This window comes from Serratia sp. KH_031 (assembly GCF_057839655.1).
On sequence record NZ_CM174496.1, the window covers coordinates 354153 to 379242 of the forward strand.

The following is a 25090-nucleotide window of genomic DNA, read 5'->3' on the forward strand; positions in this document are numbered from 1 at the left end:
TTTCTCTTCGTCTCATTCAGTAACTGTAATAATAAATATCATGTGATACGCTATTTCTCTGTGAGAGCTATCACAAAACTATTTTTGCCGATAAATTTAAAATAATTTACAACCAAATAACCCTATTTGTGTAGATGATGGTCATTCATTATATTAAAGCTTGAACGTTGAAAAATGATTTTGTGAGATTTATCACGGAATGCGTTCATTCGAACATGTTACTTTGCCACCCAGTTACTAGAGCCGAAGAGAAAAGTAACTTCCCCGCTAACCGCAGGGAAGCTTACTTTTCTCTTTTTTTATGCGTTTTTTCAGGCTAAGGGCAAAAATATGTCACTGAATATGTTAAATGAATTCTCACTGGATTTCTTTTCACTGAAAGGCAAAACGGCGATTGTGACCGGTGGCAACAGTGGTTTGGGGCAAGCCTTCGCTGTGGCACTAGCTAAAGCTGGAGCTAACCTGTTTATTCCCAGCTTTATCATGGATAAAGGTGAAACCCGCGAAATCATTGAGCAGCAGGGCGTGCGCGTTGAGTTCATGCAAGTGGATATCACCGAAAAAGGCGCTCCGGCCAGAGTGATTGCACAATGCTTGGAAACCTTCGGTTCAGTCGATATTCTGGTGAATAACGCCGGAATTTGTAAGCTTAATAAAGTGCTAGATTTTGGTCGGGAAGATTGGGACCCGATGATCGATATCAACCTGACTGCGGCGTTTGAATTAAGCTATGAAGCGGCCAAATTTATGATCCCGAAAAAACAAGGGAAAATAATCAATATTTGCTCCTTGTTCTCTTATTTAGGTGGGCAATGGTCACCTGCTTATTCCGCAACCAAACATGCATTAGCCGGTTTTACCAAAGCTTATTGCGATGAATTGGGACAGTACAATATCCAAGTCAATGGTATTGCTCCGGGGTATTATGCAACCGATATTACGGTTGAAACCCGGAAAAACCCGACCACTAATCAGCGCGTATTAGACCATATTCCGGCTAACCGTTGGGGAGAAACGCAGGATTTGATGGGGGCAATGGTGTATTTGGCTAGTCGCGCCTCGGATTATGTCAACGGGCATTTATTAGTCGTTGATGGTGGTTATTTAGTGCGTTAAGTAAAGGGATTAAATAAATAGGGTGGTTCCTATTTAATCTTGTCATACCTCTTTTATTCTTATTATCAGGAAGGGTTATTTATGTCTCTGTCACGTGAAGCCATTGTCGATCGTTTAAAAGAAATCGTTGGTCCAGAACGAGTTATTACCGACGAAGAAGTGCTAAAGAAAAACAGTGTCGATCGTTTCCGTAAATATGCCGATATTCACGGCGTATTTACGTTGCCATTGCCCGCAGCGGTGGTGAAATTAGCGGACACTCAGCAAGTTGCTGATGTATTGGCATTTATGAATCAGCACGGTATCAACGCCGTCCCTCGCACCGGCGCTTCGGCGACCGAAGGTGGGTTGGAAACGGTGGTGAAGAACTCGGTGGTGTTGGACGGCTCCGGCATGAATAACATCATCAATATTGATATCCGCAACATGCAGGCTACCGCGCAATGTGGTGTGCCGCTAGAAGTGTTGGAAAATCAATTACGTGCCAAAGGTTACACCACCGGCCATTCGCCGCAGTCTAAACCGCTGGCGCAAATGGGCGGATTGGTGGCAACGCGTAGTATTGGACAGTTATCCACGCTGTATGGGGCGATCGAAGATATGGTGGTCGGCTTGGAAGCGGTATTTCCAAACGGTCAAATCACGCGTATCAAAAACGTGCCGCGCCGTGCGGCTGGCCCGGATATTCGCCACGTGATTATTGGCAACGAAGGCGCGTTATGTTTCATCACCGAAGTGACGGTGAAAATCTTCAAATATATGCCGGAAAACAATCTGTTCTATGGTTATGTGCTGGACAACATGCAGACTGGTTTCGACATTCTGCGTGAAGTTATGGTGGACGGCTACCGTCCGTCGATCGCCCGTTTGTATGACGCTGAAGATGGCAGCCAACACTTTACTCATTTTGCCGATAGCAGATGCGTGCTGATCTTTATGGCCGAAGGTGCCAAAGGTATTGCGCAGGCGACCGGGGCGGGAATTGAAGAGATCGTTAAACGTTATCCAGAATGCACCAAGGTTGACAGCAAACTGATCGAAACCTGGTTCAACAACCTGAATTGGGGGTCGGATAAAGTCGCTGCCGAGCGCGTGCAAATTATGAAGACCAATAACATGGGCTTCACCACCGAAGTCTCCGGCGATTGGGGCAGCATCAATCAAATCTATGAAAACGTGATCCGCCGCATCCGTGATGAATTCCCTCATGCCGACGATATCACCATGCTGGGCGGACACTCTTCTCACAGCTACATCAACGGCACCAACATGTATTTTGTCTATGACTACAACGTGGTGGGCTGCAAACCAGAAGAGGAAATCGAGAAATACCACAACCCGCTGAACAAGATCATCGTGGAGGAAACCATCAAACAGGGCGGCTCGATGGTGCATCACCACGGCATCGGCAAACACCGCGTACATTGGACCAAAGATGAACACGGCAGCGCCTACTACATCTTGAAAGCGCTGAAAGAGGTGTACGACCCGAACGGGATTATGAACACCGGAACCATTTACCCGATTGAAAAATAGAAAATATGCCCGGTTCGCCGGGCTTTTACGTGTTAGGGAGGGGAACATCATGGCGTCACAATCCGCACCACCAGTGCGTATGGATGATATTCCGCTGAACGCGTTTCATCTAAAAATGGCGGGGCTGACTTTTGGTGCGCATCTGACGGATGGCTATGTGCTGGGTGTGATCGGTTTCGCCTTGGCGCAACTGAAACCACAAATGGGTTTAACGCCGTTTTGGGAAGGCATGATCGGCAGCTCGGCGTTGATCGGTCTGTTTTTGGGTAGTTTAGTGTTGGGCTGGATTTCCGATCACCTCGGACGGCAGAAGATTTTCAGTTTTAGCTTTGTGATCATCACGCTGGCTTCGTTGATGCAGTTTTTCGCCACCACGCCGGAACAGTTGTTCTGGTTGCGAGTCTTGGTGGGGATTGGTTTAGGCGGCGACTACGCGGTCGGGCATACCCTGTTGGCGGAGTTTGCACCGCGCAAACATCGCGGAATTTTACTGGGATCGTTTAGCGTTATTTGGACGCTGGGGTATGTTGCTGCCAGCTTTGTTGGGCACTTTATGACAGAGTTTGGGCCGGATGCCTGGCGTTGGTTATTGGCTTCTAGCGCCATACCCGCGGTGTTGATTATGTTGCTGCGTATTGGCACACCGGAATCGCCACGTTGGCTGATGCGTAAAGGGCGGATTGCCGAAGCGCATCAGGTGGTGAAGCGTTGTTTTGGCGCACACGTGGTATTGAATGACGAAATCGCGGTGGAAACAGCCCACCCTATCCGCACTCTGTTTTCCGCCCGTTATTGGCGGCGTACAGCATTTAACAGCCTATTTTTTGTCTGTTTAGTGATCCCCTATTTCGCCATTTATACCTTCTTGCCGTCGATCCTGACATCTTTGGGACAAAGCCAGAATTTCAGCACCGATTTGCTGTTAAACGGATTGTTGATGCTCGGTGCTTTGGTCGGGATTGCGTTAACGCAATGGTTGCCACGCCGCCGCTTTTTGATTGGTGCATTTTGGCTATTGGCTATCAGTCTGGGGACACTGGCTTTCGTACCGCCGGGTGGGGGAGCGATGTTGATATTGTTCGCTTTGTTTACCTTGACTATTTCTGCCGCCAGTAATTTGGTGGGCGTGTTCCCGGCTGAAAGTTTCCCTACCGATATTCGTTCGCTGGGTGTGGGTTTTGCGACGTCGATGAGCCGCTTAGGTTCAGCGGTGGGTACTGGGTTGTTGCCATTGTCGATGCTGGCGTTGGGGCTGCAAGGAACCACGTTGATTCTGACTGCGGTGCTATTACTTGGCGTATTGGTGTCGGTACTTTGGGCACCGGAAACTAAAGGCATGACGCTGGTGGGCGCTTCCTCGGTAAAGCCCCGCAGCCAGGTGTTAGGAGTCTATTGACATGAAGTATTCCCCGCGTGAGCGGGGATAAGTAGGGCTAACATTTATCGGCGATCTTCTTATGCAGCGCGATCACCTCACGCCCCATTTCCAACATCATGATGGCGTTCATTAGGTGATCCTGCGCATGTACCATCACCAAATGCACCGGGATCTTGCCACTGCCTTCGTCTAGGCCGATCAGTCGGGTTTGCACTTCATGCGCACCGTGCAACGCTTTCTCTGCCTGCTGCATAAACTCTTCGGCTTTGGCAAAGTCTTCTTCCACGCGGGCGCAACGCATTGCCTGCATCACCATGCTACGGGCGCTACCGGCGTTGACGATCAATCCCATCACTTCAACTTCGAGATCAAACTCTTCCATTTCGATATTCATGATTATTCCTCAATGAGTGCCAGTGCTTGATCCAGCACTTTGTCACCTTTCATGGTGCCATAGGCCATCATGTCGATACAGCCGACTTTTTTACCGTGTTCGGCAGCGATTTTTTCGCATTCCGCCAGTTTGTATTTGATCTGGGGTCCCAGTAAGGCGACGTCGAAGTTAGCTACTTCAGTTTTGTAATCGCGTACCGATTTGGCACAGATCTCTACTTCTAACCCGCGAGTTTTGGCGGCTTCCTGCATTTTTTTGACTAGCATGCTGGTGGACATACCCAGGTCACATATCAACAGAATTTTTTTCATCGATGATTCTCCAAATCTTCCAGCAGATGCTGCATTAACAAAGGAATAGGGCGGCCAGAGGCGACGCTGCGACCACTTTCACGCCATAGCGCGGTGCCGCTGACATCCAGATGTGCCCAAGGAATGCCTGCCGGACTGAAACGACTCAAGAAATAGGCGGCGGAGGTACTGATGGCGGCGTTGTTGGTCGGCGTATTGCACAAATCGGCAATGGCGCTACTGACCTGCCCAGCAAAACGGTCATCCAGCGGCAGTGGCCAGACTTCATCACCGCAGCGTTGGCCAGCATCGGTGAGAGCGGTAGATAAGGCCTGGTCCTGCGTCATCATCCCGCTTAATTCGTAGCCCAATGCTTTGACCACCGCACCGGTTAGCGTGGCGATGTCGATAATGTAGCGCGGCGTTTGGTTATCGGCGGTGATTTGCCCGGCGTAAGCAATGGCATCGGCGAGCACCAAACGGCCTTCGGCATCGGTGTTATTAATTTCTACCTGCAAGCCATTATAGGCGGTGCTGACCTCTCCGGGGCGCATGGCGTCGGGGCCAATCATGTTTTCTGCTAGCGCTAATACACCGACGAGTCGCACTGGTAGCTTGAGCTGTGCCGCTGCCAGCAACAGGCCGAATACGTTGGCGGCACCGCACATGTCGTATTTCATGGTGACCATGCCGTCGCCGCCTTTCAGCCATAGCCCGCCGGTATCGAAGGTCACACCTTTACCAACATAAGCGCGATAGGCACCGTTGTTACAACCTTCATAGCGCAACACCAGTAGCCGTGGTGGATTGCTGGCTCCTTTGCCGACCGCGTGCAGCAGCCCTAATCCTTGTTGCTGAATCTGTTGTTCGTCCAGCACTTCGCAGTGCAGATTAGAATAGGCAGTGATTTGCCGGGTGATCTCTTCCACCACCATCGCTGGCGTGGCGCGATCGCTAGGGAGATCGGCGATACGTCGTGCGGCAATCATGCCGTTGGCGGTGGCGTGAGTCTGTGCCAACAAGGTTTTCAATTCGGTCAACTGTGGCGGTAAGCACCACAAAATCAGTTCCTGCCCCCGCACGTTCTCACTCGGTTTTTTCAGGCCGAGATCGCTCAATTGGTAATCCTGATTAAACAGGAAATGCAGTAGCGAAGTGAGTATGGCGCGTTGTTGCTGATTAGCGAGATCAAACCCGCTGGCGTCGAGTACCCATTGGGAACAGTGAGTCGTGCGTAATAACGGGCGTAGTGCGTTAATCAGTTTGTTGGTCAGCGCATCCTGCCAAAAACTGACTGGCAGCAGACTGAGGTGTCCTGCGGGGTGGCAACCGTAGGCGCAATCGGCAACCTCTTGCTGTGCGCGTTGTGTCATCGCGCTGAGCAGATCGCTATTGAGCGCCAGCGTTGAATGCAACGGGCTATCGGGATAGCTGATCACGTAACTATTGGCGCTCAACGCTGGCGTTTGGGCGATGGCCTGATAACTAATCATAATGCGCTTCCTCTTCGATTGGAGCGCGGATGCGCGCGGCGTAATCAATCATCCATTGTTCGTCGGCCGGTTTATAGTGCGTGTGCCCGGCGCGGCGCTCGGCGAGATAAACGGTCGGTGCCTGATTGGCGGTCGCGACGACAAAAGAGAAGGTTTTGATATTGGTGGCAGCGCCGAACTCGCCATTGCGATTCATGCAAACTACCGACAAATCGCCCACACGACCGAAGCGTGCCATCAATTTATCTTCCAGTTCGAACACCACTGAATCCGCGGCCTGCTGTGGTGACATCCCTTGCTCCATTCGACGCACGATCTCGTAGCTGGTGCAGCCTTTCATCAGATCTTCACCTACGCCGGTCGCGGTGGCGGCACCAGTCTGGCTGTCGCAATAGAAACCGGAGCCGATGATGGGTGAATCACCTAAGCGTCCACGGCGTTTCATAAACAATCCGCTGGTGGAAGTGGCCACGGACATCGAACCTCGTTGATCCAAACTGATTGCGCCCACGGTGTCGTGGCCATCGTAAGGGCTAAGGCCTTTATCGATGGTTTCACGGCAGCGCTTGCGATAGTGCTGGAGGGCGCGTTCGGTCAGCATGGTTTTTTCGCTGAAACCTTGGCTCAGCGCCCATTCTCTGGCACCTTGCCCGACCAACAGGCTGTTGAAACGTTCACGGCTCAGGGCATGAGCCACTTTTATCGGGTTGGCAATATCCACCAGATTACCGACCGCACCGAAGGCCAGACTGTCGCCGTCCATAAAGGCGGCATCCAGCTCAACTTCTGCATTTTCCGTGGGCAAACCGCCGTAACCGACCGATTTGTACAACGGAAAGTCTTCCACCGCGACTACCGCATCAACCACCGCTTGTGCCGCCGTGGCATTGTTAGCCAGCGTTTCACTGGCCTGCGTAACGCCTTCTAGCGCCATGCGCCAGGTGGCAATCATTCCCCACATAGGATGCTCCAAATCGGTGGTTATTTACTTTCAGACAGCAAGTACTGCTTATCCAGAATCCGTAAGAACGGCAGGTACAACATGGCACCAATCAATAGGTTGACTATCTGCATCAGGCTGCCGCTTAAATGCCCAGTGACGATAAAACCGCTGATCACCGGTGGTAGCGTCCAAGGGATAAACACCCCGGTGGTGACGGCAACAGCGCCGAGTTTCATCGCCACGTATTGCACGGTGACTAACACAATGGGCACCAGATTGAACGGGATCAGCATGATCGGATTCATGATGATGGGCATACCGAACAGAATCGGCTCGTTGATGTTGAATACCGAGGCACCCGCACCCAGTCTGGCGACTTCGCGCATACTTTTACTGCGTGCGAAGAACAACATGGCGATCACTAACGATAGCGTGGCACCAGCACCGCCCATCCAAATCATGTCGAAGAATTGTTCGGTAATGATATGCGGCGGAGTGACGCCAGCCTGGATCGCGGCGATGTTGTCGGTCTGGTTTTCCATCCACAGTGGACGAATGATGCCGTTAACCATCGAACCGGAGTTGATGCCTACCGACCACAGAATGGTGATGCTCAATACAGTCAGTAACGCGCCAAAATAAGAGGTGCCGAAGTGACGGATTGGCGTAGCAACCACTTGATAAATAAATTGATGGAGTGTTTGGTAAGAGGTGTGTTCGAAGCCGATGCGGATCGCCAATACCAAAATAATCACGATCAGCGCAGGCAGCAGGGCGGCAAAGGATTCTTGCACCGCTGGCGGTACGCCTTCTGGCATCTTGATGATCAGTTTTTTACGTTTCAGCCAGCAGAACAGCTCGGTATACAGCAACGAACCAATCATTGCCACGAACAGCCCTTTGCTGCCAATCCATTCGGTTGGGATTACCGTAACGTTGCCGATGGCTTCGACTTTGATAAACGGCGTTAGGATCAAGAAGCACACCAGCGCCAGAATGCCGCTGGAAACCTGATCTTCTTCATAATGCTCTGCCAACCGATAAGCGACTAAGAAGCTGATAAACAAAGACATGGTTGAGAACACCGCGTTAAACGGGATCTCGATGATGTTGCTCCAGGTCGCGCCGAACATACCGGTCATAAACTGCTGATAGCTCTGATTCGGGAACGAGGAAATGATCAGCAGTACCGAACCGACGATGATGAACGGCATAAAGGAAACGTAGGAGGCACGGATGGCGCATAAATGCCGCTGTTGCGCTGCCTTGGCTGCCAGTGGCATCAACTTGGCTTCGATAAATCCCAACATACTCATGGCAGCCTCTTTAAGAAAAGAATGGTTTTCTGATGGCGACGATTATCAGTGAATGGTAGGCGGATAAATTTGAGACAGTTCACAAAGTGACACTTGATTAATAACAGTCTCATAACGTTGGGTATATAGTCGGTAGGAAAGACTCAGGAGAATAGGCGATGGAAATCAAGCTGCACGCCAATGCGACTACCACGCCGCGTGTTCGGCGTTATATCCAGCAATCAGACAAGAGTGACCGTGCGTTGGCGCTAGAACTGGGGATCTCTGTCGCGACGGTGCGCCGTTGGCGGCAGCGGCAGGATGTGGACGACCAACGTACCACGCCAAAAACGGTACATAAAGTTCTGAGACTAGAGCAAAGTCTGTTGATCAATTGGCTGAGACAAAAACTTCAGGTGTCGCTGGATGAGCTGGTGGTATTGGTGAATCAGGGCTTGGATTTGACGATTTCCCGCGCAGGATTGGATCGTTACCTGCGGCGCTTGGAACAGCCGCATATGCATGTGCTAAAAGCGCAGGATTTGCGTGGTAAGAAGGCGATTAAAGCCGGTTTGTCATTCGGTAAACTGCGCTTATTCTACCAACGAATCAACCTATTACCGGATGATGGCGGTGAGATCCACATCCTTTGGGCACAGGAAGCGGTCAGCGGTTGGATCGCTGCTCAGGCGTTTGCTGGGGCATCGGCGATGTTAGTGGTCAATTGGCTGGAATCGCTGTTATCGCAACTACCGGGCGCTATTCAATGTATTGAGACTGAAAATAAAAAACTGTTTGGCAACGATCAATCTCCGGAGCATCCATTGCAAAAATGGTGTGCTGAACAAGGGATTCCGTTATCGCTGCACGAGCAAACCGATAGCGACATCGCGTTGCGGCTGAATATACCGTTAGCTTTGTTATTACCAGTGGCAGAAGGACATGAACTCAATCACGTCTTACAACAGTTTTGCCACAGCTATAACCAACTGTGGCCGCAGAAGAAATTGAATGACAGTGTGCCGGAAGCGTTTTGGTGGAAACAGGGTATTTAAGTAAACAGTGAAAATCGATTTTATAAATTGTGAACTAGGTCAATGATATAGTGTGAGTATTTGGGACACTACCTGCTGGGTTTAATTACAGGATTAAATGACGGCTGATGGCACCGGGAAATGTTTGCTTTGCTTACTGGGGGAAGACCAATAAGGATGAGTCAGATAGGGCTTATCATTTATTACCTTATCATTGCTTAGATGTCACTGCAGTTGCTGCTTATTGGTGGGATCATTGCACCAGCCTGCGGCAGACTTTTTGTTGTCAGCAATCGGCTAGCGAAATAGAAGTACGAGCATGGTTGCTATTTTTTATTGCGATGCATGACTCTGGGAAATGGGATGTCCGTTTTCAATGTAAAGTCAAAAAATCATGGTTAGCACTACATCCAGAAGACAAAAATAGTGAATTACCTGGATTGGAACAGTGTCGAAATTTTGATCATGGTGCGGCAGGATTATTTTGGTTTATTGATGATTACCAGCCTTTAGTTGCCAGCAACAACGAATTGAGTTTTGGTGAGCGACCGCTTCACCCTTATATTTCTTGGATGCCATGGATAGAAGCGGTCAGCGGTCATCACGGCTATGTACGGAGAGAAACACATTTATCTGTAGATCACTATAAATTGCCACACGCCTTTGACGCCTTATCCGCTCGCGATAAGGCGGCGCGTGGCGAATGGATTGAGATACTTGAAGAGTTGTTTCTTATTCCTGCAGGATTAACCCTTAAATCTATTCCACCAACAGCCTCGCCACTCTTAGCAGGTTTCTGTTCTGTTTCTGACTGGTTAGGTTCCTGGCATAGTGATGACACCTTCTCCTATTGTGCGAAACCGGCAAAAAATAATGTGGAATTGCAGGATTATTTTACATCTCGATATGAAAAAGATGCCGCATTGGTCGTACAACGCAGTGGTTTGTTGACGGAAGTAAATTCTTATGCTGGCGTTCAGGCTTTATTGGATAAAAAATACCGCCCACGTCAGTTACAAATACTGGTTGATGAGATACCTGTCGAACGGGGTTTAACGCTCATTGAAGCACCCACAGGTTCAGGGAAAACAGAAACCGCCCTGGCTTATGCGTGGAAACTCATTGATAGCCAACTAGCGGATAGTATTATTTTTGCACTGCCGACGCAGGCAACAGCCAATGCGATGCTCAAACGAATGGAAGACTTAGCGAACTGCTTATTTGAGCATCCTAATTTGACTCTGGCTCACGGGAATTCAAGATTTAATAAGCAGTTCCAAGAAATCAAGCATAAAGGGAGCAACCCACAAGGGGAAGAGGCCTGGGTGCAATGTTGTGAATGGCTGGCTCAGAGTCGTAAACGGGTATTTCTTGGGCAAATAGGTGTTTGCACTATCGATCAAGTATTGGTCTCTGTGTTGCCTGTTCGTCATCGATTTATTCGTGGTTTCGGTGTCGGGAGGAGCGTATTAATTGTCGATGAAGTTCATGCCTATGACAGTTATATGAATGGCTTACTCGATGCGGTTTTACGCGAGCAACAGTTAGCTGGAGGAAGTGCAATTTTACTTTCTGCGACTTTGTCGGCGCAGCAACGGCAACGGCTGCTTTCCAGTTATGCTAATCCTCAAGCTGTATCTGAGAATAATAATCCTGTTTCAGAATCTTATCCCTTGATCAGTTGGTGTAATACCAAGGGAGCATTATGTCTGGATTTACAGCAACACCCCGAACACCTCCCGCCAGCTTTTCAATTGAACCTAGAGGCACGACATACAGAAAATCTCATGCCTGACTCTGTTTTGCTTAGCAAAATGGTGGATGCTGCGCGTAGTGGGGCGCAGGTCTGCATTATTTGTAATTTGGTGGATGATGCACAGCAGGTCTATCAACAACTGCGAGAGTGCACTGATTCGGATATTGACGTCATGCTGTTTCATGCTCGTTTTACGCTGACCGACCGTCAAGAGAAAGAAGGCGATGTGCTGAGCTATTTCGGTAAAAATGGCAATCGCAGTCGTGGGCGGATATTAGTTTCGACTCAGGTTATTGAGCAAAGTTTAGATGTGTGTTTTGACTGGTTAATCACCCAACTCTGCCCGGTCGATCTCCTGTTTCAGCGCTTGGGCCGTTTGCATCGCCATAAAGAAAACCATCGGCCGGCATCTTTTACCGTTCCCCGCGCTACGGTATTACTACCTGATAGTGAAGGATATGGAACACACGGTTTGATTTATAACCATACCCGTGTGATGTGGCGGACACAGCAGCATATTGAAGCGTTACGGGAAGAACCGCTGAATTTCCCACAAGCCTATCGCCACTGGATCGAGCCAATTTATAGCGAAGTGGAAGATGTGCTGGAACCTGAGTGGGTTACACAAGGAATGGAGCATTATGCTGATGATCAATTCAATAAACGACATAAAGTCAGACGTATGCTGGATTGGGCTGAAAATACGGCTCTTGCCGATGATCATAGCGAAGTTTGTGCTGTCACGCGCGATGGTGAAATGAGTTTGCCTGTTGTGCCTTATTTATCCACTCCACAGGGCAAAAGTCTATTAGATGGGCGAGTCGTGGAACAATTAGACGTATTCCAGTTACAGGAAGCGTTGTCGATGAATCGTGTAAATGTGCCACATTCTTGGAAGGGTTTATTTGAGCAGAAGACGGATGAAGATGGTGTGTTATGGCTGGAAGGGCAAAGTGATTTAGGCCGTTGGCACTTTCAAGGAAAAAAGCTCTCTCTAAGTTATTCGATGGAGACAGGGATGGTAAAAACCATCCCTGTCTAGCCCAAATGGTTTTGGGAACATTTCTATCTTGTGTGCATTCGAGTTCAGAATGACGGTTTATCCCCGCAGGTGCGGGGAACACGCTTACAGAGAGTAGATAAAACTAATAGTAAGTCAAGTTTGCATTAAATTTATCGAGTACATAATGACTTGATAGTTTGTGATTGTGAAGATAATCTAGCCACTCTTTAACAAGGGAGGTTAGCTATGTCCACGTTGGTACAGGGTATTCTTGAGATAATAAAATTGCTAAACACCATCAATCCGTTGGCGATCGTTTTTACTGCTCTGGTTGTGGTGCTAGTAGTGGTATTGAAAAGTTAATGAGCTGTTTCAAAAGGAAATTAATATGGATCTTCTGTCAGAGAAATGGATTCCGGTTCGTGCGCTAAAAGGTGGTTCCTCGCAAGTCATTACGCTACAAACTCTACTCTGTAGCGAAGAACAGTGGGTTTTGTGCCTGCCGCGTGATGATATGGAACTTGCCGCGCTGCAGTTATTGATCTGTTTAGTGCAGGTGATGTTCCAGCCGCAAAACGATGCACAACTCCGACAACATCTTAATAATGTTCTTTCTGAAACCGTTTTTGATGAAACCACGTTGCGCTGGAAAGAAACTTTTCAGCTTCAACACCCCGATTCACCCTTTATGCAGGTTAAAGGTGTTGCAGCCAAAGAACCTACCGAAATGGACAAATTACTTGCCGGATTAACCGGGGCGACAAATTGTTCCTTCATTAATGAGCCGGGGCAGGGCAGTGCGTTATGTGGTGGTTGTGCAGCCATTGCACTGTTTAACCAGGCCAATAATGCGCCGAGTTTTGGCGGTGGATTTAAGAGTGGTTTACGGGGTGGTTCACCGGTAACGACTCTGGTTCAGGGAAATGACCTACGTACCACGGTTTGGTTAAATGTTCTGACTACTGATCGCTTAACGCTATTCCTGCCCGATGAACCCGGTATCGAAAATAAATTTGTCTGGCAGGTGCCGATAAAAAATGCTGCTACCATTCCTGCGGGCAGAATCGGTTTATTGCGAGGGCTATTCTGGCAGCCTGATCATATTGAACTTTGCCCGCCTATTGGTGCAGGCCAGTGCAGTGGTTGTGGCCATCATAGTGAGCAACGCTATGATGGTTTTTTAAAGGCTAAGTTTAATTTTACTATTGAGGATATTTGGCCTCACCCGCATTCACCACGCCTATTACAGACCAAAAAAGACCAACTGGAAGAGAAATTTCTCGCTTTCACGACGGCAATTCCTTCATGGACGCAAATCAGCCGTATTCTGATTGAAAAGCAAAGTGAAAAAAATAGTGAAGGGCATCGCGTTGCGGCTGTTGTTCAGCAGGCGAAAGAGTTGCTTAAAGGGCAAAGGTTGCGTCTGATTATTGGGGGATATCGTAATAATCAGGCTTCAATTCTGGAGCGCCGACATGATGTGCTGGCTTTTAATCAAGGCTGGCAGCAACACCCGGAAATTATTACTGAAATTGTAGACATTGGGCTGGGTTATAAAAGCGCTTTACGCAAAGCGCTTTACACTTTTTCACAAGGTGTCAGCAACAGTGAGATTAAAGGTGCTGGTGTTGCAGTACATGAGGAAGCGGAACGTCAGTATTATCGACAAAGTGATTTAATTATCCCACCGTTACTGGCATCACTGAATTTTGATCAGGCAAAGGACGCATTACGAGTTCTTAATGCTGAGCTTTATAAACTTTGCGAGCGCTTATTTGAAGAAGCGACTCTGCCTTATGTTCATCATCCAAAATTGGCGGTGGCATTAGCTGTCGCTCGCCGTTCGTTATACAAAAATCTTTCTGCACTGCAACCACAAGGAGGTCATCACCATGTCGCTTGATACCATGGCGTTGTATCACGCTTGGACTCGGCTTGATGCTGGAGCTCGGGCACAACTTCGGCGAGTTTCCGAACCTGATGATTTAAAAGATATTCCGGTGTTTTATCGCCTAGTTTCATCTTTTGGTTGGGATGACCCAGCAAATGAAAGACCGTTACTGCGTATGGTGTTTTGCCTGACCGCTGGTCGTGACGCCATTAGCCATAAAGAAAAAGATCCACAGCAGAAATATGGCATCAGTTTAGGCAAAGCGCTGGCGAAAAGTGATTGCATTAATGAACGGCGTATTTTTCAGCTTCTGCGTACCGAATGGCCTACTGATATGGTGCAACTGCGTCGTTTACTGGCACATGCAGAGCCTGAGCTTTATTGGCCAAGTTTTGCCAACCAGTTGATCTGGTGGGATAAGAATAAGAAAGAACGTCAACAATTGCTGGAAGATTTTGTACTCGCCACTCCTCAAAAAAAATCATCGTAAGGACACTGTCATGAATAACTTTATCAACTTTCATATTCTTATTTCCCATAGCCCGTCATGCCTTAACCGTGACGATATGAATATGCAAAAGGATGCGGTATTTGGGGGTAAGCGGCGGGTGCGAATTTCCAGCCAGAGCCTGAAACGCGCTATTCGTAAAAGCGATTATTATGCTCGTCATGTCGGAGGCTCGAGCATTCGCACGATTCATCTAGAACTACTTAGAGATCACCTGCGTGAAATTTTTGCTGATCGCTTTGATAGTGCTCTCATTGACCGCACGCTGGCTTTGCTTTCAGGAAAAACCATTGATGAATCGGAAAAAATTGATGCTGATGCGGTGACTCCTTGGCTTGAAGGTGAGTTTGCTTGGTTTTGCGAACAGGTAAAGTTAGGTGATGCTGAAGGGTTAGATGAGAAAAAACTGATTAAAAAACTGAAAGACCAATGCCTCGCACTACGAGCTAACCTCCAGAATGGTGTCGATATTGCATTAAGTGGCCGCATGGCAACCAGCGGCATGATGAGCGAATTAGGGAAAGTGGATGGGGCGATGTCTATTGCTCATGCTATTACCACTCATACCGTTGATTCTGATATTGACTGGTTTACCGCTGTTGATGATCTACAGGAGTTAGGTTCGGGACATCTTGGCACCCAGGAATTCTCTTCCGGTGTTTTTTATCGCTATGCCAGTTTGAACATTAGCCAGCTTCAGGAAAATTTAGGCGGTGTTGAACGCAGCAAAGCGCTGGAAATCGCTGCGCATCTGGCACACATGTTGGCGACAGAAACGCCGGGTGCCAAACAACGTACTTTTGCCGCTTTTAACCCCGCCGATCTGGTGATGGTCAATTTCTCTGACTTCCCATTATCACTGGCGAATGCCTTCGAAAAACCGGTGAAAGCAAACGAAGGCTATCTCAAGCCATCAATTGAAGCCTTTGCTGATTATTGGCAACGTGTTGCTAAAGGATATGGATTGATTGGGCCCGCGGCTGAATTCCAACTTGCAGGTGGTAGTTTACCGCAAGGGGTGAAGGCCATGGAGAGCCTTGAGCAACTCAAGCAGTGGGTTCGTAATAACGGCGAGGTATAGCGATGAACCAGTATCTGATTCTGCGTCTGGCAGGTCCGATGCAGTTCTGGGGATTACCGACATTTGAAGGTACTCGCCCAACCGCTGCTTTTCCAACACGTAGCGGCTTGCTTGGATTATTGGGTGCTTGTTTGGGTATTCGTCGTAATGACAGCACGAATCTACAGATGTTGTCGGACAGCGTGCGTTTTGCTGTCCATTGCGACAGGGTTACAGCAGATGGGATACCACTCAAAGTAATAAAACTCACTGACTATCATACGATTCAAGATGCGCGAGTCGATTATGCGGGGTTAAAAAGTCATCAAACGATACAAACTTGGCGTGAGTACCTATGTGATGCCTCTTTTACTGTCGCGTTGTGGTGTACACCCTCTTCGGGATTTAACCTGGAAACTCTTAGTGATGCGGTACAAAAACCTCGTTTTACACCTTATTTAGGACGACGAAGTTGCCCTATGACAGCACCGCTTTTTGTGGGGCATTGTCAGGCTGAAGATCCTGTCACAGCACTTGCCGAATATGGTTCGAATGCGGGCGATATTTACAGCGAAGAAGCGCTTAATACGACTAATTCACGTTACAGGATGAGAGACGAACCCATTGTTACCTTGCCACGGCAGTTTGCCGCAAGGGAGTGGTTTGTTATTCAGGGAGGGCGAAATGTATCTGAGTAAAATCTTTATCAACTGGCAATGGGCTAAAGATCCCTATCAGTTACATCGTGCGCTTTGGCAGCTATTTCCGGATCAACCTGAAAAATCGCGGGATTTTCTGTTTCGACTTGAAGAGTTACAGCTCGGAAAAGGTGCAACGGTTTTGCTCCAGTCGTCGCAGCTCCCTTGCGATGCAGCAGTTGCTCAAATAATGGCGAGTAAGCCGATAAATTATCGGCTTAGTCAGGGCGCGAGATTACGTTTTAGATTACGGGCAAATCCGGTCAAAACTATCAAAGACGAACAGTGCAGGCTGAATAATCGTGGGCAAATTAAAAGTTGCCGTGTGCCATTACTTCGTGAAGAAGAGCAAATCGCGTGGTTGCAACGTAAATTCTCGGACTTTGCTCATTTGGAAGGCATTGGCGTTATTCAGGAAAAGGCCATGTTCTTTCATAAAAGTCAGCTTGCTGGAAAGATTCAACCAGTCTGCTTTGATGGTGTTTTGACGGTGTTGGATGCGGATAAACTTCTTACGGTTCTTGCGAAGGGGATCGGGCCTGCGAAAGCAATGGGATGTGGTTTGCTTTCCATTGCTTGAATAGCAAGGCTGCTTTGGTGCCTGAAATGGAGATATTTTAATGAGCTACATCCCGCTTTCCCCTATCCCTTTGAAAGACCGGAATTCAATGGTTTTTTTGCAATATGGGCAAATCGACGTCATTGATGGGGCATTTGTCTTGATCGATAAAACCGGAATTCGCACTCATATTCCGGTTGGATCGATTGCCTGCATCATGCTTGAACCCGGAACGCGGATCTCTCATGCGGCGGTAAGATTGGCTGCAACGGCGGGGACTCTGTTGGTTTGGGTGGGGGAGGCTGGTGTACGAATGTATGCCAGTGGTCAACCCGGCGGTGCGCGCTCGGATCGTTTGTTGTATCAAGCAAAATTAGCTCTGGACGAAGATTTACGTCTTAAAGTGGTGCGAAAAATGTTTGAGCTGCGCTTTGGTGAACCTGCACCTACCCGACGTTCTGTTGAGCAATTACGGGGGATCGAAGGCGCGAGAGTGCGGCAAACCTATGCTCTGTTGGCGAAGAGTTACGGTGTGAAATGGAATGGGCGGCGTTATGACCCCAAAGATTGGGAAAAGGGGGATGTGGTTAATCAATGTATCAGTGCTGCAACATCATGCTTATACGGTATTACAGAAGCGGCGATATTGGCAGCAGGGTATGCCCCGGCCATCGGGTTTGTTCACACAGGGAAACCGTTGTCATTTGTTTATGACATTGCTGATTTGGTTAAATTTGAAGGAGTCGTGCCGAAGGCATTTGAAATTGCAGCGGGGACACCTGTATCGCCAGATAAAGCTGTCCGATTGGCCTGCCGTGATATTTTTCGCAGTCAGAAAACGTTAGCTCGTCTGATCCCATTAATTGAAGAGGTGTTAGCCGCAGGTGAGATTGATTTACCAAAACCTTTTGAAGATGCTCAACCGCCAGCGATCCCTGAGCCTGACTCTCTTGGGGATATTGGGCATCGGAGTCGTGGTTGATGAGTATGTTAATGGTGGTGACTGAAAATGTTCCTCCTCGTTTGAGAGGACGATTAGCTGTTTGGTTATTAGAAGTTCGTGCCGGAGTTTATGTGGGAGATGCTTCGCGTCGGGTACGAGAGATGATTTGGCAACAAATCACTCAATTGGCAGACGAGGGAAACGTGGTGATGTCTTGGGCGACTAACAGTGAATCTGGTTTCGATTTTCAAACGTGGGGAGAAAATCGACGTATGCCGGTGGATCATGATGGTTTGAGGTTAGTCTCTTTCAGCCCATTGTAAAATCAATGAGTTAGTGTTCTTTAAAATTGTGAAAAAGTTGGTGGATTTTTCTCTATAGAAAAACGTGTTTAATAACAGTAGTATAGTTTTAGTGTGTTCCCCGCGCCAGCGGGGATAAACCGTTAGCCATATTTAACTCTATGAAATAGCTATAGTGTTCCCCGCGCCAGCGGGGATAAACCGCGGATCAGGCGACTGTGGTGGATGCGCCACGCGTGTTCCCCGCGCCAGCGGGGATAAACCGAGTCGATGTTGCGCTAGAGCCCGGTGATGTCAGTGTTCCCCGCGCCAGCGGGGATAAACCGATACGCATCAAGACCGTTGGCTACATACAGCGGTGTTCCCCGCGCCAGCGGGGATAAACCGAGAGCCGTTGTGAAAGTGGCTCTCATCTTCGTGTGTTCCCCGCGCCAGCGGGGATAAACCGAGACGTTTGGGTAGGTATTGGACTGATGAGCTGTGTTCCCCGCGCCAGCGGGGATAAACCGCAGGTGATGATCGATAGTTACCTAGTGTATTGGTGTTCCCCGCGCCAGCGGGGATAAACCGCGACTTAACCACCTTGCCAATGCCTATGTTCAGTGTTCCCCGCGCCAGCGGGGATAAACCGTGAAAATGGCATGCTAAAAGGCATCCCAGAATGTGTTCCCCGCGCCAGCGGGGATAAACCGGTGAGCATGTTTCATTTGCCGAGCGCGGCTGGGTGTTCCCCGCGCCAGCGGGGATAAACCGCCAGATTAACCCCCTCATACCGCACCACAACTGTGTTCCCCGCGCCAGCGGGGATAAACCGCTGGCTGACTCGCAATATAAAGAAGTGGCCACGTGTTCCCCGCGCCAGCGGGGATAAACCGTAACATGTGGGTGAACTAATGAGAGTGCAAAGGTGTTCCCCGCGCCAGCGGGGATAAACCGACTTCCGTCACGCTCGAGGAGGCTTGGCAGTTGTGTTCCCCGCGCCAGCGGGGATAAACCGGTGGAGCCGTTCGGTGCAGAACAGGCCATCCGGTGTTCCCCGCGCCAGCGGGGATAAACCGCCGTAGTTGGGGTTGTTTTCACCGCCCGCCAAGTGTTCCCCGCGCCAGCGGGGATAAACCGCATACGTAGATTCACTGCTTGCAGCACTGGACGTGTTCCCCGCGCCAGCGGGGATAAACCGCTATCTTAAAAGCCTGGATAAATCGACGGCGGGTGTTCCCCGCGCCAGCGGGGATAAACCGCGCCCGACGGTGCCCCGTCGCCAAACAACGCAGTGTTCCCCGCGCCAGCGGGGATAAACCGCGACCTTCCAAATCAAACAGCTTGGCATCACCGTGTTCCCCGCGCCAGCGGGGATAAACCGCATCGGAATGATGTTGGCTCAGACCGAGCTTGGTGTTCCCCGCGCCAGCGGGGATAAACCGCAAACGGAATGATCTGACGCGCGGTCTTAATGGTGTTCCCCGCGCCAGCGGGGATAAACCGCCCTCTAATCCTGCAATACCACTTGAAACAACGTGTTCCCCGCGCCAGCGGGGATAAACCGCAGGGCGGATACGTACTCTTGTGAGTAGAGTGGTGTTCCCCGCGCCAGCGGGGATAAACCGAAAAATATGAGTGCGCGGGTAATATTCGTCTTGTGTTCCCCGCGCCAGCGGGGATAAACCGAGGTCAATGCTCGCGGGTACACGATCCATAAAGTGTTCCCCGCGCCAGCGGGGATAAACCGCGTAACGAATGGGTGACCCTCATGGGGAAGGGGTGTTCCCCGCGCCAGCGGGGATAAACCGCGCCAGCGGCGAATGTTAATCCACAGCTCACGGTGTTCCCCGCGCCAGCGGGGATAAACCGCTGGTTCATCTTCACTCTGAGCGCGTCATGGTGTGTTCCCCGCGCCAGCGGGGATAAACCGTTGGAATGTCAGTCGGTGATGGTTGCTGCTTGCGTGTTCCCCGCGCCAGCGGGGATAAACCGAGTCTCTTTCATACACGTCTTGCCGCTGACAGGTGTTCCCCGCGCCAGCGGGGATAAACCGCCCTTCGTATCCCCGGTTGCTTTCAGGTTAGTGTGTTCCCCGCGCCAGCGGGGATAAACCGTGATGAATGACGATCAATTGCTCGTCGGCCCGGTGTTCCCCGCGCCAGCGGGGATAAACCGCGCTGAATGTGTCATTCAGTAAAGCGTTTCAGGTGTTCCCCGCGCCAGCGGGGATAAACCGGGGGCGTGGTACGACGCCGAAAATGCGGAATTGTGTTCCCCGCGCCAGCGGGGATAAACCGTAGTGCTGTGACGTACTCTTGTGAGTAGAGCGGTGTTCCCCGCGCCAGCGGGGATAAACCGACAGGCCAATGATAAAATTAGACACTTGGTTGGTGTTCCCCGCGCCAGCGGGGATAAACCGGAAGTTTAACGTTATATGGGGTCTGTGCTCCTCACTCCACGGTTTTGCGCAGGTTATTCATTGATTGAACACTTTTTTTAGCCATTTTTTGTCGGTAATTTTTTGATGTAGTGCGATAACTTGACGGCTCATTTCCCATCATAATGGCGTCCATCAGGTGATTCTGTGCGTGTACCACCACTAAGTGCACCGAAATTTCACCTCTGTCTGCGCCATAATTTGACAAAGTCTTCTTCCACGTGCGCGCAATGCATCACCATGCTATGGGCGTTGACGATTAATCCCATAACTTCAACTTCGAGATCAAACCCTTCCATTTCGATATTCATGATCACACCTCAATGAGTGCCAGTAGCGGAAGGACATGAACTCAATCACGTTTTACAACAGTTCTGCCACAGCTATAACCAACTGTGGCCACAGAAGAAACTGAATGACAGTGTGCCGGAAGCGTTTTGGCGAGGTGATGTGTCTATTTAGATCACAGCATTTTCCATAACATCCCTAACGAAGCGGCGAGCATAATGATTGCCACGCTTCTGAAAAGCCAGCGTTGTGCATGTGTGCTGGTAAGAAAATATCTTATCTTTAATGCCCCTAAAATAAATATGGCTCCCACGATTAACAAAATGATGATGGTCAGTGGAACCAACATAAAAGCCCATATTTGCAACGAAACGGTATCTAGTGTGATTACTAGTGGCAGTAGAGCCATATAAAAAGCAATGGTCTTTGGGTTGCCCAGAGTAATCGTCAAACCGGATAACCAAGCTGAAGTTAAATCACGCCGACTGATTTTCTGATCAATAACCACAGCTTGTGGATTGTGGTTCCAAAATTGCCAAGAGAGCCAACCAAGATAGAAGATTGCTCCCAGAGTGATTAAAGAAAAAATCGCGCTGTAGGTGTGTGCCACCATCGCCAGCCCGAATACTGCCAATGACAGGTAAATTAAATCACCAATAACGATACCCGCGAGCATAGTAAAGCCGGTGAGAGCTCCGCCACTGACGCTTCGAGCGACCAATGCGGTCATTCCCGGGCCTGGGATCGCTGCAGCTAATCCCAATGCCATGATGTAAGCCAAAACTTGTGCAGGTTCTAACATGATGTATTTTTCCTTTTTCGTGATGTTGTAAGCCATTAATTTAAAAATATTATTAACTTTCTATAAGGAAAGTTGTTGCCTATTATTGTTGATAATGCGACCAATAAGGGCAGTATCTACCCATATTTGGTTCTATAGAGAAAGGAAATTACCCAATGACGTTGAGCCTAACGGATATCAAGATTTTGACCTTGCTACAAAAAGATGCTCGCATGACCAACCAAACATTGGCGGACAAAATAGGGCTGTCTTCTTCACCTTGTTGGCGAAAAGTACGTAAGTTAGAGGAAGATGAGGTTATTCAGGGTTACCGTGCCGTTTTGGATCGTCGCAAAATTGGTCTTGGCGTGATGGTATTTATCCGCATCGTTATTGATTGTCACAGTGAAGCAGAAGCACACAAGTTTGAACAAGAAGTGACAGATTTAGAAGACGTAGTGGCTTGTTACAGCATTGGTGGCGACGCCGATTTCCTTTTGCAGGTCGTTTCACCCGATTTAGATTCTTATGCGGAATTCGCGATGTCGGTTATCAGACGCCTGCCCAGAATAAAAGAAATGCAAAGTATGTTCGTACTTAAAGAGATCAAACCGTTTAACACTTTCCCTATCAAGAAAACACTTAAAGCAAACCAATAATACGCAAGCCACTCATTTTGCTGAGTGGCTTGCGCCATTTGTTGACGCTATTGTTTTTTCTTGATCGGGCGACCTGACCAGTAACCCGCTAACAGCGAGCCGGACAGGTTGTGCCATACGGAGAACAGCGCGCCCGGCAGTGCCGCCAGCGGGGAGAAGTAGATTTTACCCAGCGTAGCCGCCAGACCTGAATTTTGCATACCCACTTCAATCGCCAGTGTACGGCAAGTTGATTCATCGAAACCGAACAGTTTACCGCCCCAGTAACCGCTTAATAACCCGATGCCGTTGTGCAGGATCACTGCAATGATCACCACCAAACCGACAGAGGCGATATGGCTTTGGCTGCCTGCGACCACGGCGCTGATAATCGCTAAAATACAAACCATCGACAGTGCGGGTAAGAAAGGCTCGATCCGTTTTACGGTGTGAGTGAAGGTATGATGGATGATCAGCCCCAGACCAATAGGGATCACCACGATCTTCAGAATACTCAGCAACATACCCATGATATCGACGCTGATTTCGGCATCAACGTACAATCGCGTCAGTAATGGCGTGGCAAAGACACCCACCAACGTAGAGACGGCGGAAATCGTCACCGATAACGCAACGTCACCTTTCGCCAAATAGATCATCACGTTGGAGGCTGTGCCACTGGCGACGCTACCGACCAGCACCATACCTGCCGACAAGTCTGGTGGCATGCGGAACAGCATCGCCAAGATCCACGCCGCGAGCGGCATGATCAGATAGTGCAGAAAGGTTGCCGCAGCGACCGGGCCGGGGCGCGACAGTACACGTTTGAAATCATCGAGTCGCAGCGTGACGCCCATAGCGAACATGATCAGCATGAGCAGCGGGCTAATGTAGGGACTGATACCGGTGAAGGTGCCCGGTGTGTAGTAAGCCGCAACAGAGAGCAGGACGGCCCACAATGGGAACAGACGAGTCAGTTTGGCCAACATGAGAATCGTTTTCCTTAACTACAAAACGCGAAGTAATAAATAATAGTAGAGAAATCAAGAATGCGGGCATGGTGAACCCTGCCCGCGAACGGTGTGACTTATTCGAATAGGTTATGGTGCAGTGTACGAACAACCTGTTCTGCATCGGCACCAGGCACCAAGAAGCACAGGTTGTAGCTGCTGGCTCCGTAACAGATCATACGAATGTTGAACGGGTCGAGAACGCCGAACACCTCTTTGCCCACACCACGCGCTTGAGCAAGCTGGTTGCCGATCAACGCGACTAACGCCAGATCTTCTTCTACTTCCACTCGGCACAGCGAAGACAACTCAGTGAGTAATGAAGTGGTCAACAGGCTGCCTGCGCTGGTAGTCGAACCTGTGGTATCCATCGTCAGTGCCACGCTCACTTCTGAGGTGGTGATCAGATCGACCGAGATATTGTGACGCGCCAAGATACCGAACACTTCCGCCAAGAAGCCGCGTGCGTGCAGCATGTTGAGGCTGTGCAGCGTCAGCAACGTTTGCTTACGGCGCAGTGCCAGAGCGCGGAACAGCGGTGGGTTCTCAGTGGTATTGCACACCAACGTGCCGCCAGCAGCCGGGTCTTTGCTAGAACCGACAAACACCGGAATATCGCTACGTACCGCAGGCAGCAAAGTGGCGGGGTGCAGGACTTTGGCGCCGAAGGTCGCCATTTCTGCCGCTTCGCTAAAGGTGATTTTGTCGATACGTTTGGCGGAAGGCACCACGCGGGGATCGGTGGTGTAGATGCCCGGTACATCGGTCCAGATATCAACACGGCTGGCGCCAAGCGCCTCGCCCAACAGAGCGGCGGTGTAGTCGCTGCCGCCGCGGCCTAACGTGGTAGTGCGGCCTTTCGGTTCACTGCCGATAAAACCTTGAGTGATCACCAACGCTTGCTTCAGGCGCGGAGCCAACAACGTTTGGCACAGTTCTTTCAGTGCTGCGCCGTCTGGCGTTGCGCGACCAAAGTGATCGTCGGTACGCATCACTTTACGCACATCAAACCATTCGGCTTCGACTTGACGCTGGCGCAGGATCTCGACAAACAACAGAGTTGACATCAGTTCGCCGTGGCTGACCAGTTCATCTGTTAACGCGTGAGACGTGGCTAATGCGGCAGCCTCCGACAGCATGGTGATGTTTTCCAACATGCGATCGATTTCATCGCGGATCACTTTAGGATTATCGAGGCGATCGAGAATAGCGTATTGGATGCGGCGAATTTCATCGAGTTGATAGCTGCGCGTTTCGATGTCACAACCTTCGGCCAGCGCGACGAGAAAATTGGTTACGCCAGCAGAAGCGGAAAGTACCACTAAACGGACATTGGAATTCGAAAGAACGACATCGGCGCTGCGATTCATGGCCTCAAAGTCGGCCACGCTGGTACCGCCAAATTTTGCCACCACAGTGTCGTGTTGAGGGGCTGCTTGATTCATGGTAAACCTCGTGTCAGGGATGCCGTTTCAGACGGCATTTTATTTCCATAGCCTTGGCACAAGGAAAGAGCGGTAAACAGGGAGCAGGCGTAGAGGTTAAAGCTACGATACACCCAGAAGCGCCCCACCTTGTTGACCGCCGACGATGCGCGATCCAGGGTGACAACTCAAGGGATTCAGCCCCTGTAGCCGATACGGTGATTGCCGTTGTTCACCGTACCTCGGCGTCGCACCCCCTCCTGTGTCGTCTGCGGAAACCGGCTCCTCTGACACTCTACCTGGGCGACGCGCCTCTTCTGGCTTGCACACG

At 49.7% G+C, this 25090-nt stretch carries 22 protein-coding genes, 1 CRISPR repeat array and 1 riboswitch; of the genes, 13 read left to right on the forward strand and 9 right to left on the reverse strand.

What is annotated here, in order from left to right; translation table 11 throughout:
- Nucleotides 1-330: 330 nt before the first annotated feature.
- The 3 genes from AC3ISQ_RS01570 (at nt 331) to AC3ISQ_RS01580 (ending at nt 4048) form a co-directional block, all read left to right on the forward strand.
- Nucleotides 331-1116, forward strand: a complete 786-nt coding sequence (locus tag AC3ISQ_RS01570) for an SDR family oxidoreductase (protein ID WP_489350236.1) — start codon at nt 331-333, stop codon at nt 1114-1116.
- 81 nt (nt 1117-1197) lie between these two features.
- Nucleotides 1198-2652 carry an FAD-binding oxidoreductase gene (locus tag AC3ISQ_RS01575; RefSeq protein ID WP_489350237.1) on the forward strand — a complete coding sequence of 485 codons (1455 nt, stop codon included), beginning with the start codon at nt 1198-1200 and terminating at the stop codon, nt 2650-2652.
- Between the two features lie 49 nt (nt 2653-2701).
- Nucleotides 2702-4048: an MFS transporter gene (locus tag AC3ISQ_RS01580; protein WP_489350238.1), complete on the forward strand. Its 1347-nt coding sequence runs from the start codon at nt 2702-2704 to the stop codon at nt 4046-4048.
- Nucleotides 4049-4085: 37 nt separating this feature from the next.
- Here AC3ISQ_RS01580 and AC3ISQ_RS01585 read toward each other — a convergent pair whose 3' ends face one another.
- The 5 genes from AC3ISQ_RS01585 to AC3ISQ_RS01605 are packed head-to-tail and all read right to left on the reverse strand — an operon-like array spanning nt 4086 to nt 8466.
- Nucleotides 4086-4424 carry a PTS lactose/cellobiose transporter subunit IIA gene (locus AC3ISQ_RS01585; RefSeq protein ID WP_489350239.1) on the reverse strand — a complete coding sequence of 113 codons (339 nt, stop codon included), beginning with the start codon at nt 4422-4424 and terminating at the stop codon, nt 4086-4088.
- Between the two features lie 2 nt (nt 4425-4426).
- A complete protein-coding gene (locus AC3ISQ_RS01590) occupies nt 4427-4735 on the reverse strand; it encodes a PTS sugar transporter subunit IIB (RefSeq protein ID WP_489350240.1) in 309 nt (102 codons plus the stop codon).
- Nucleotides 4732-6207, reverse strand: coding sequence for a M17 family metallopeptidase (locus AC3ISQ_RS01595; protein ID WP_489350241.1), 1476 nt, complete (start codon nt 6205-6207; stop codon nt 4732-4734). The genes AC3ISQ_RS01590 and AC3ISQ_RS01595 overlap by 4 nt, the downstream gene beginning before the upstream one ends.
- The gene (locus tag AC3ISQ_RS01600) at nt 6200-7168 is read right to left on the reverse strand and encodes a glycosylasparaginase (protein ID WP_489350242.1); all 969 of its coding nucleotides are present in this window, start codon (nt 7166-7168) and stop codon (nt 6200-6202) included. Before AC3ISQ_RS01600 ends, AC3ISQ_RS01595 begins: the two co-directional genes overlap by 8 nt.
- Nucleotides 7169-7188: 20 nt before the next feature.
- Nucleotides 7189-8466, reverse strand: coding sequence for a PTS sugar transporter subunit IIC (locus tag AC3ISQ_RS01605; RefSeq protein WP_489350243.1), 1278 nt, complete (start codon nt 8464-8466; stop codon nt 7189-7191).
- Nucleotides 8467-8624: 158 nt separating this feature from the next.
- Here AC3ISQ_RS01605 and AC3ISQ_RS01610 point away from each other — a divergent pair, with 158 nt between their 5' ends.
- The 9 genes from AC3ISQ_RS01610 (at nt 8625) to cas2e (ending at nt 18220) form a co-directional block, all read left to right on the forward strand.
- On the forward strand, nt 8625-9500 hold the full coding sequence (locus AC3ISQ_RS01610; protein WP_489350244.1) for a hypothetical protein: 876 nt from the start codon (nt 8625-8627) through the stop codon (nt 9498-9500).
- Between the two features lie 107 nt (nt 9501-9607).
- Nucleotides 9608-12277 carry a CRISPR-associated helicase/endonuclease Cas3 gene (gene cas3 / locus AC3ISQ_RS01615; protein WP_489350245.1) on the forward strand — a complete coding sequence of 890 codons (2670 nt, stop codon included), beginning with the start codon at nt 9608-9610 and terminating at the stop codon, nt 12275-12277.
- A 349-nt stretch (nt 12278-12626) separates the two neighbouring features.
- Complete coding sequence (gene casA / locus AC3ISQ_RS01620) at nt 12627-14141, forward strand: type I-E CRISPR-associated protein Cse1/CasA (RefSeq protein WP_489350246.1); 1515 nt, start codon at nt 12627-12629, stop codon at nt 14139-14141.
- Entirely contained in the window at nt 14131-14619 is a 489-nt protein-coding gene (casB, locus tag AC3ISQ_RS01625; protein ID WP_489350247.1) for a type I-E CRISPR-associated protein Cse2/CasB, read from the forward strand. Before casA ends, casB begins: the two co-directional genes overlap by 11 nt.
- A 10-nt stretch (nt 14620-14629) precedes the next feature.
- The gene (cas7e, locus tag AC3ISQ_RS01630) at nt 14630-15718 is read left to right on the forward strand and encodes a type I-E CRISPR-associated protein Cas7/Cse4/CasC (RefSeq protein ID WP_489350248.1); all 1089 of its coding nucleotides are present in this window, start codon (nt 14630-14632) and stop codon (nt 15716-15718) included.
- Between the two features lie 2 nt (nt 15719-15720).
- Nucleotides 15721-16395: a type I-E CRISPR-associated protein Cas5/CasD gene (gene cas5e, locus AC3ISQ_RS01635; RefSeq protein WP_489350249.1), complete on the forward strand. Its 675-nt coding sequence runs from the start codon at nt 15721-15723 to the stop codon at nt 16393-16395.
- The gene (cas6e, locus tag AC3ISQ_RS01640; protein WP_489350250.1) at nt 16382-16975 is read left to right on the forward strand and encodes a type I-E CRISPR-associated protein Cas6/Cse3/CasE; all 594 of its coding nucleotides are present in this window, start codon (nt 16382-16384) and stop codon (nt 16973-16975) included. The genes cas5e and cas6e overlap by 14 nt, the downstream gene beginning before the upstream one ends.
- A 40-nt stretch (nt 16976-17015) precedes the next feature.
- The gene (cas1e, locus tag AC3ISQ_RS01645; protein ID WP_489350251.1) at nt 17016-17936 is read left to right on the forward strand and encodes a type I-E CRISPR-associated endonuclease Cas1e; all 921 of its coding nucleotides are present in this window, start codon (nt 17016-17018) and stop codon (nt 17934-17936) included.
- Nucleotides 17936-18220, forward strand: coding sequence for a type I-E CRISPR-associated endoribonuclease Cas2e (gene cas2e / locus AC3ISQ_RS01650; protein ID WP_489350252.1), 285 nt, complete (start codon nt 17936-17938; stop codon nt 18218-18220). The genes cas1e and cas2e overlap by 1 nt, the downstream gene beginning before the upstream one ends.
- 93 nt (nt 18221-18313) lie before the next feature.
- Nucleotides 18314-20600: direct repeats of the CRISPR family, unit length 29 nt; unit sequence GTGTTCCCCGCGCCAGCGGGGATAAACCG.
- Nucleotides 20601-20797: 197 nt separating this feature from the next.
- On the opposite strand, the gene AC3ISQ_RS01655 is transcribed toward cas2e, so the two are convergent.
- Both AC3ISQ_RS01655 and AC3ISQ_RS01660 read right to left on the reverse strand, forming a co-directional pair.
- Nucleotides 20798-20929 (reverse strand): hypothetical protein, encoded by a 132-nt coding sequence (locus AC3ISQ_RS01655; protein WP_489350253.1) that lies wholly within the window; start codon nt 20927-20929, stop codon nt 20798-20800.
- Between the two features lie 152 nt (nt 20930-21081).
- Complete coding sequence (locus tag AC3ISQ_RS01660; protein ID WP_489350254.1) at nt 21082-21708, reverse strand: LysE family translocator; 627 nt, start codon at nt 21706-21708, stop codon at nt 21082-21084.
- Nucleotides 21709-21863: 155 nt separating this feature from the next.
- Here AC3ISQ_RS01660 and AC3ISQ_RS01665 point away from each other — a divergent pair, with 155 nt between their 5' ends.
- On the forward strand, nt 21864-22346 hold the full coding sequence (locus tag AC3ISQ_RS01665) for an Lrp/AsnC family transcriptional regulator (protein WP_489350255.1): 483 nt from the start codon (nt 21864-21866) through the stop codon (nt 22344-22346).
- Nucleotides 22347-22393: 47 nt separating this feature from the next.
- Here AC3ISQ_RS01665 and panS read toward each other — a convergent pair whose 3' ends face one another.
- Together panS and lysC are read right to left on the reverse strand one after the other, a co-directional pair.
- A complete protein-coding gene (gene panS / locus AC3ISQ_RS01670) occupies nt 22394-23314 on the reverse strand; it encodes a ketopantoate/pantoate/pantothenate transporter PanS (protein WP_489350256.1) in 921 nt (306 codons plus the stop codon).
- 98 nt (nt 23315-23412) lie between these two features.
- Nucleotides 23413-24780: a lysine-sensitive aspartokinase 3 gene (gene lysC / locus AC3ISQ_RS01675; RefSeq protein ID WP_489350257.1), complete on the reverse strand. Its 1368-nt coding sequence runs from the start codon at nt 24778-24780 to the stop codon at nt 23413-23415.
- A gap of 109 nt (nt 24781-24889) precedes the next feature.
- A riboswitch (Lysine riboswitch) is annotated at nt 24890-25084 on the reverse strand.
- Between the last annotated feature and the right edge of the window lie 6 nt (nt 25085-25090).

Coding starts and splice junctions, on each gene's coding strand:
- cas5e (WP_489350249.1), top strand. CDS start 15,721: ATGAACCAGTATCTGATTCTGCGTCTGGCAGGTCCGATGCAGTTCTGG.
- casB (WP_489350247.1), top strand. CDS start 14,131: ATGTCGCTTGATACCATGGCGTTGTATCACGCTTGGACTCGGCTTGAT.
- AC3ISQ_RS01590 (WP_489350240.1), bottom strand. CDS start 4,735: ATGAAAAAAATTCTGTTGATATGTGACCTGGGTATGTCCACCAGCATG.
- AC3ISQ_RS01585 (WP_489350239.1), bottom strand. CDS start 4,424: ATGAATATCGAAATGGAAGAGTTTGATCTCGAAGTTGAAGTGATGGGA.
- cas6e (WP_489350250.1), top strand. CDS start 16,382: ATGTATCTGAGTAAAATCTTTATCAACTGGCAATGGGCTAAAGATCCC.
- AC3ISQ_RS01575 (WP_489350237.1), top strand. CDS start 1,198: ATGTCTCTGTCACGTGAAGCCATTGTCGATCGTTTAAAAGAAATCGTT.
- cas2e (WP_489350252.1), top strand. CDS start 17,936: ATGAGTATGTTAATGGTGGTGACTGAAAATGTTCCTCCTCGTTTGAGA.
- AC3ISQ_RS01665 (WP_489350255.1), top strand. CDS start 21,864: ATGACGTTGAGCCTAACGGATATCAAGATTTTGACCTTGCTACAAAAA.
- casA (WP_489350246.1), top strand. CDS start 12,627: ATGGATCTTCTGTCAGAGAAATGGATTCCGGTTCGTGCGCTAAAAGGT.
- AC3ISQ_RS01600 (WP_489350242.1), bottom strand. CDS start 7,168: ATGTGGGGAATGATTGCCACCTGGCGCATGGCGCTAGAAGGCGTTACG.
- AC3ISQ_RS01660 (WP_489350254.1), bottom strand. CDS start 21,708: ATGTTAGAACCTGCACAAGTTTTGGCTTACATCATGGCATTGGGATTA.
- cas1e (WP_489350251.1), top strand. CDS start 17,016: ATGAGCTACATCCCGCTTTCCCCTATCCCTTTGAAAGACCGGAATTCA.
- AC3ISQ_RS01655 (WP_489350253.1), bottom strand. CDS start 20,929: ATGAATATCGAAATGGAAGGGTTTGATCTCGAAGTTGAAGTTATGGGA.
- AC3ISQ_RS01610 (WP_489350244.1), top strand. CDS start 8,625: ATGGAAATCAAGCTGCACGCCAATGCGACTACCACGCCGCGTGTTCGG.
- AC3ISQ_RS01605 (WP_489350243.1), bottom strand. CDS start 8,466: ATGAGTATGTTGGGATTTATCGAAGCCAAGTTGATGCCACTGGCAGCC.
- cas3 (WP_489350245.1), top strand. CDS start 9,608: ATGGCACCGGGAAATGTTTGCTTTGCTTACTGGGGGAAGACCAATAAG.
- lysC (WP_489350257.1), bottom strand. CDS start 24,780: ATGAATCAAGCAGCCCCTCAACACGACACTGTGGTGGCAAAATTTGGC.
- cas7e (WP_489350248.1), top strand. CDS start 14,630: ATGAATAACTTTATCAACTTTCATATTCTTATTTCCCATAGCCCGTCA.
- AC3ISQ_RS01580 (WP_489350238.1), top strand. CDS start 2,702: ATGGCGTCACAATCCGCACCACCAGTGCGTATGGATGATATTCCGCTG.
- AC3ISQ_RS01570 (WP_489350236.1), top strand. CDS start 331: ATGTCACTGAATATGTTAAATGAATTCTCACTGGATTTCTTTTCACTG.
- panS (WP_489350256.1), bottom strand. CDS start 23,314: ATGTTGGCCAAACTGACTCGTCTGTTCCCATTGTGGGCCGTCCTGCTC.
- AC3ISQ_RS01595 (WP_489350241.1), bottom strand. CDS start 6,207: ATGATTAGTTATCAGGCCATCGCCCAAACGCCAGCGTTGAGCGCCAAT.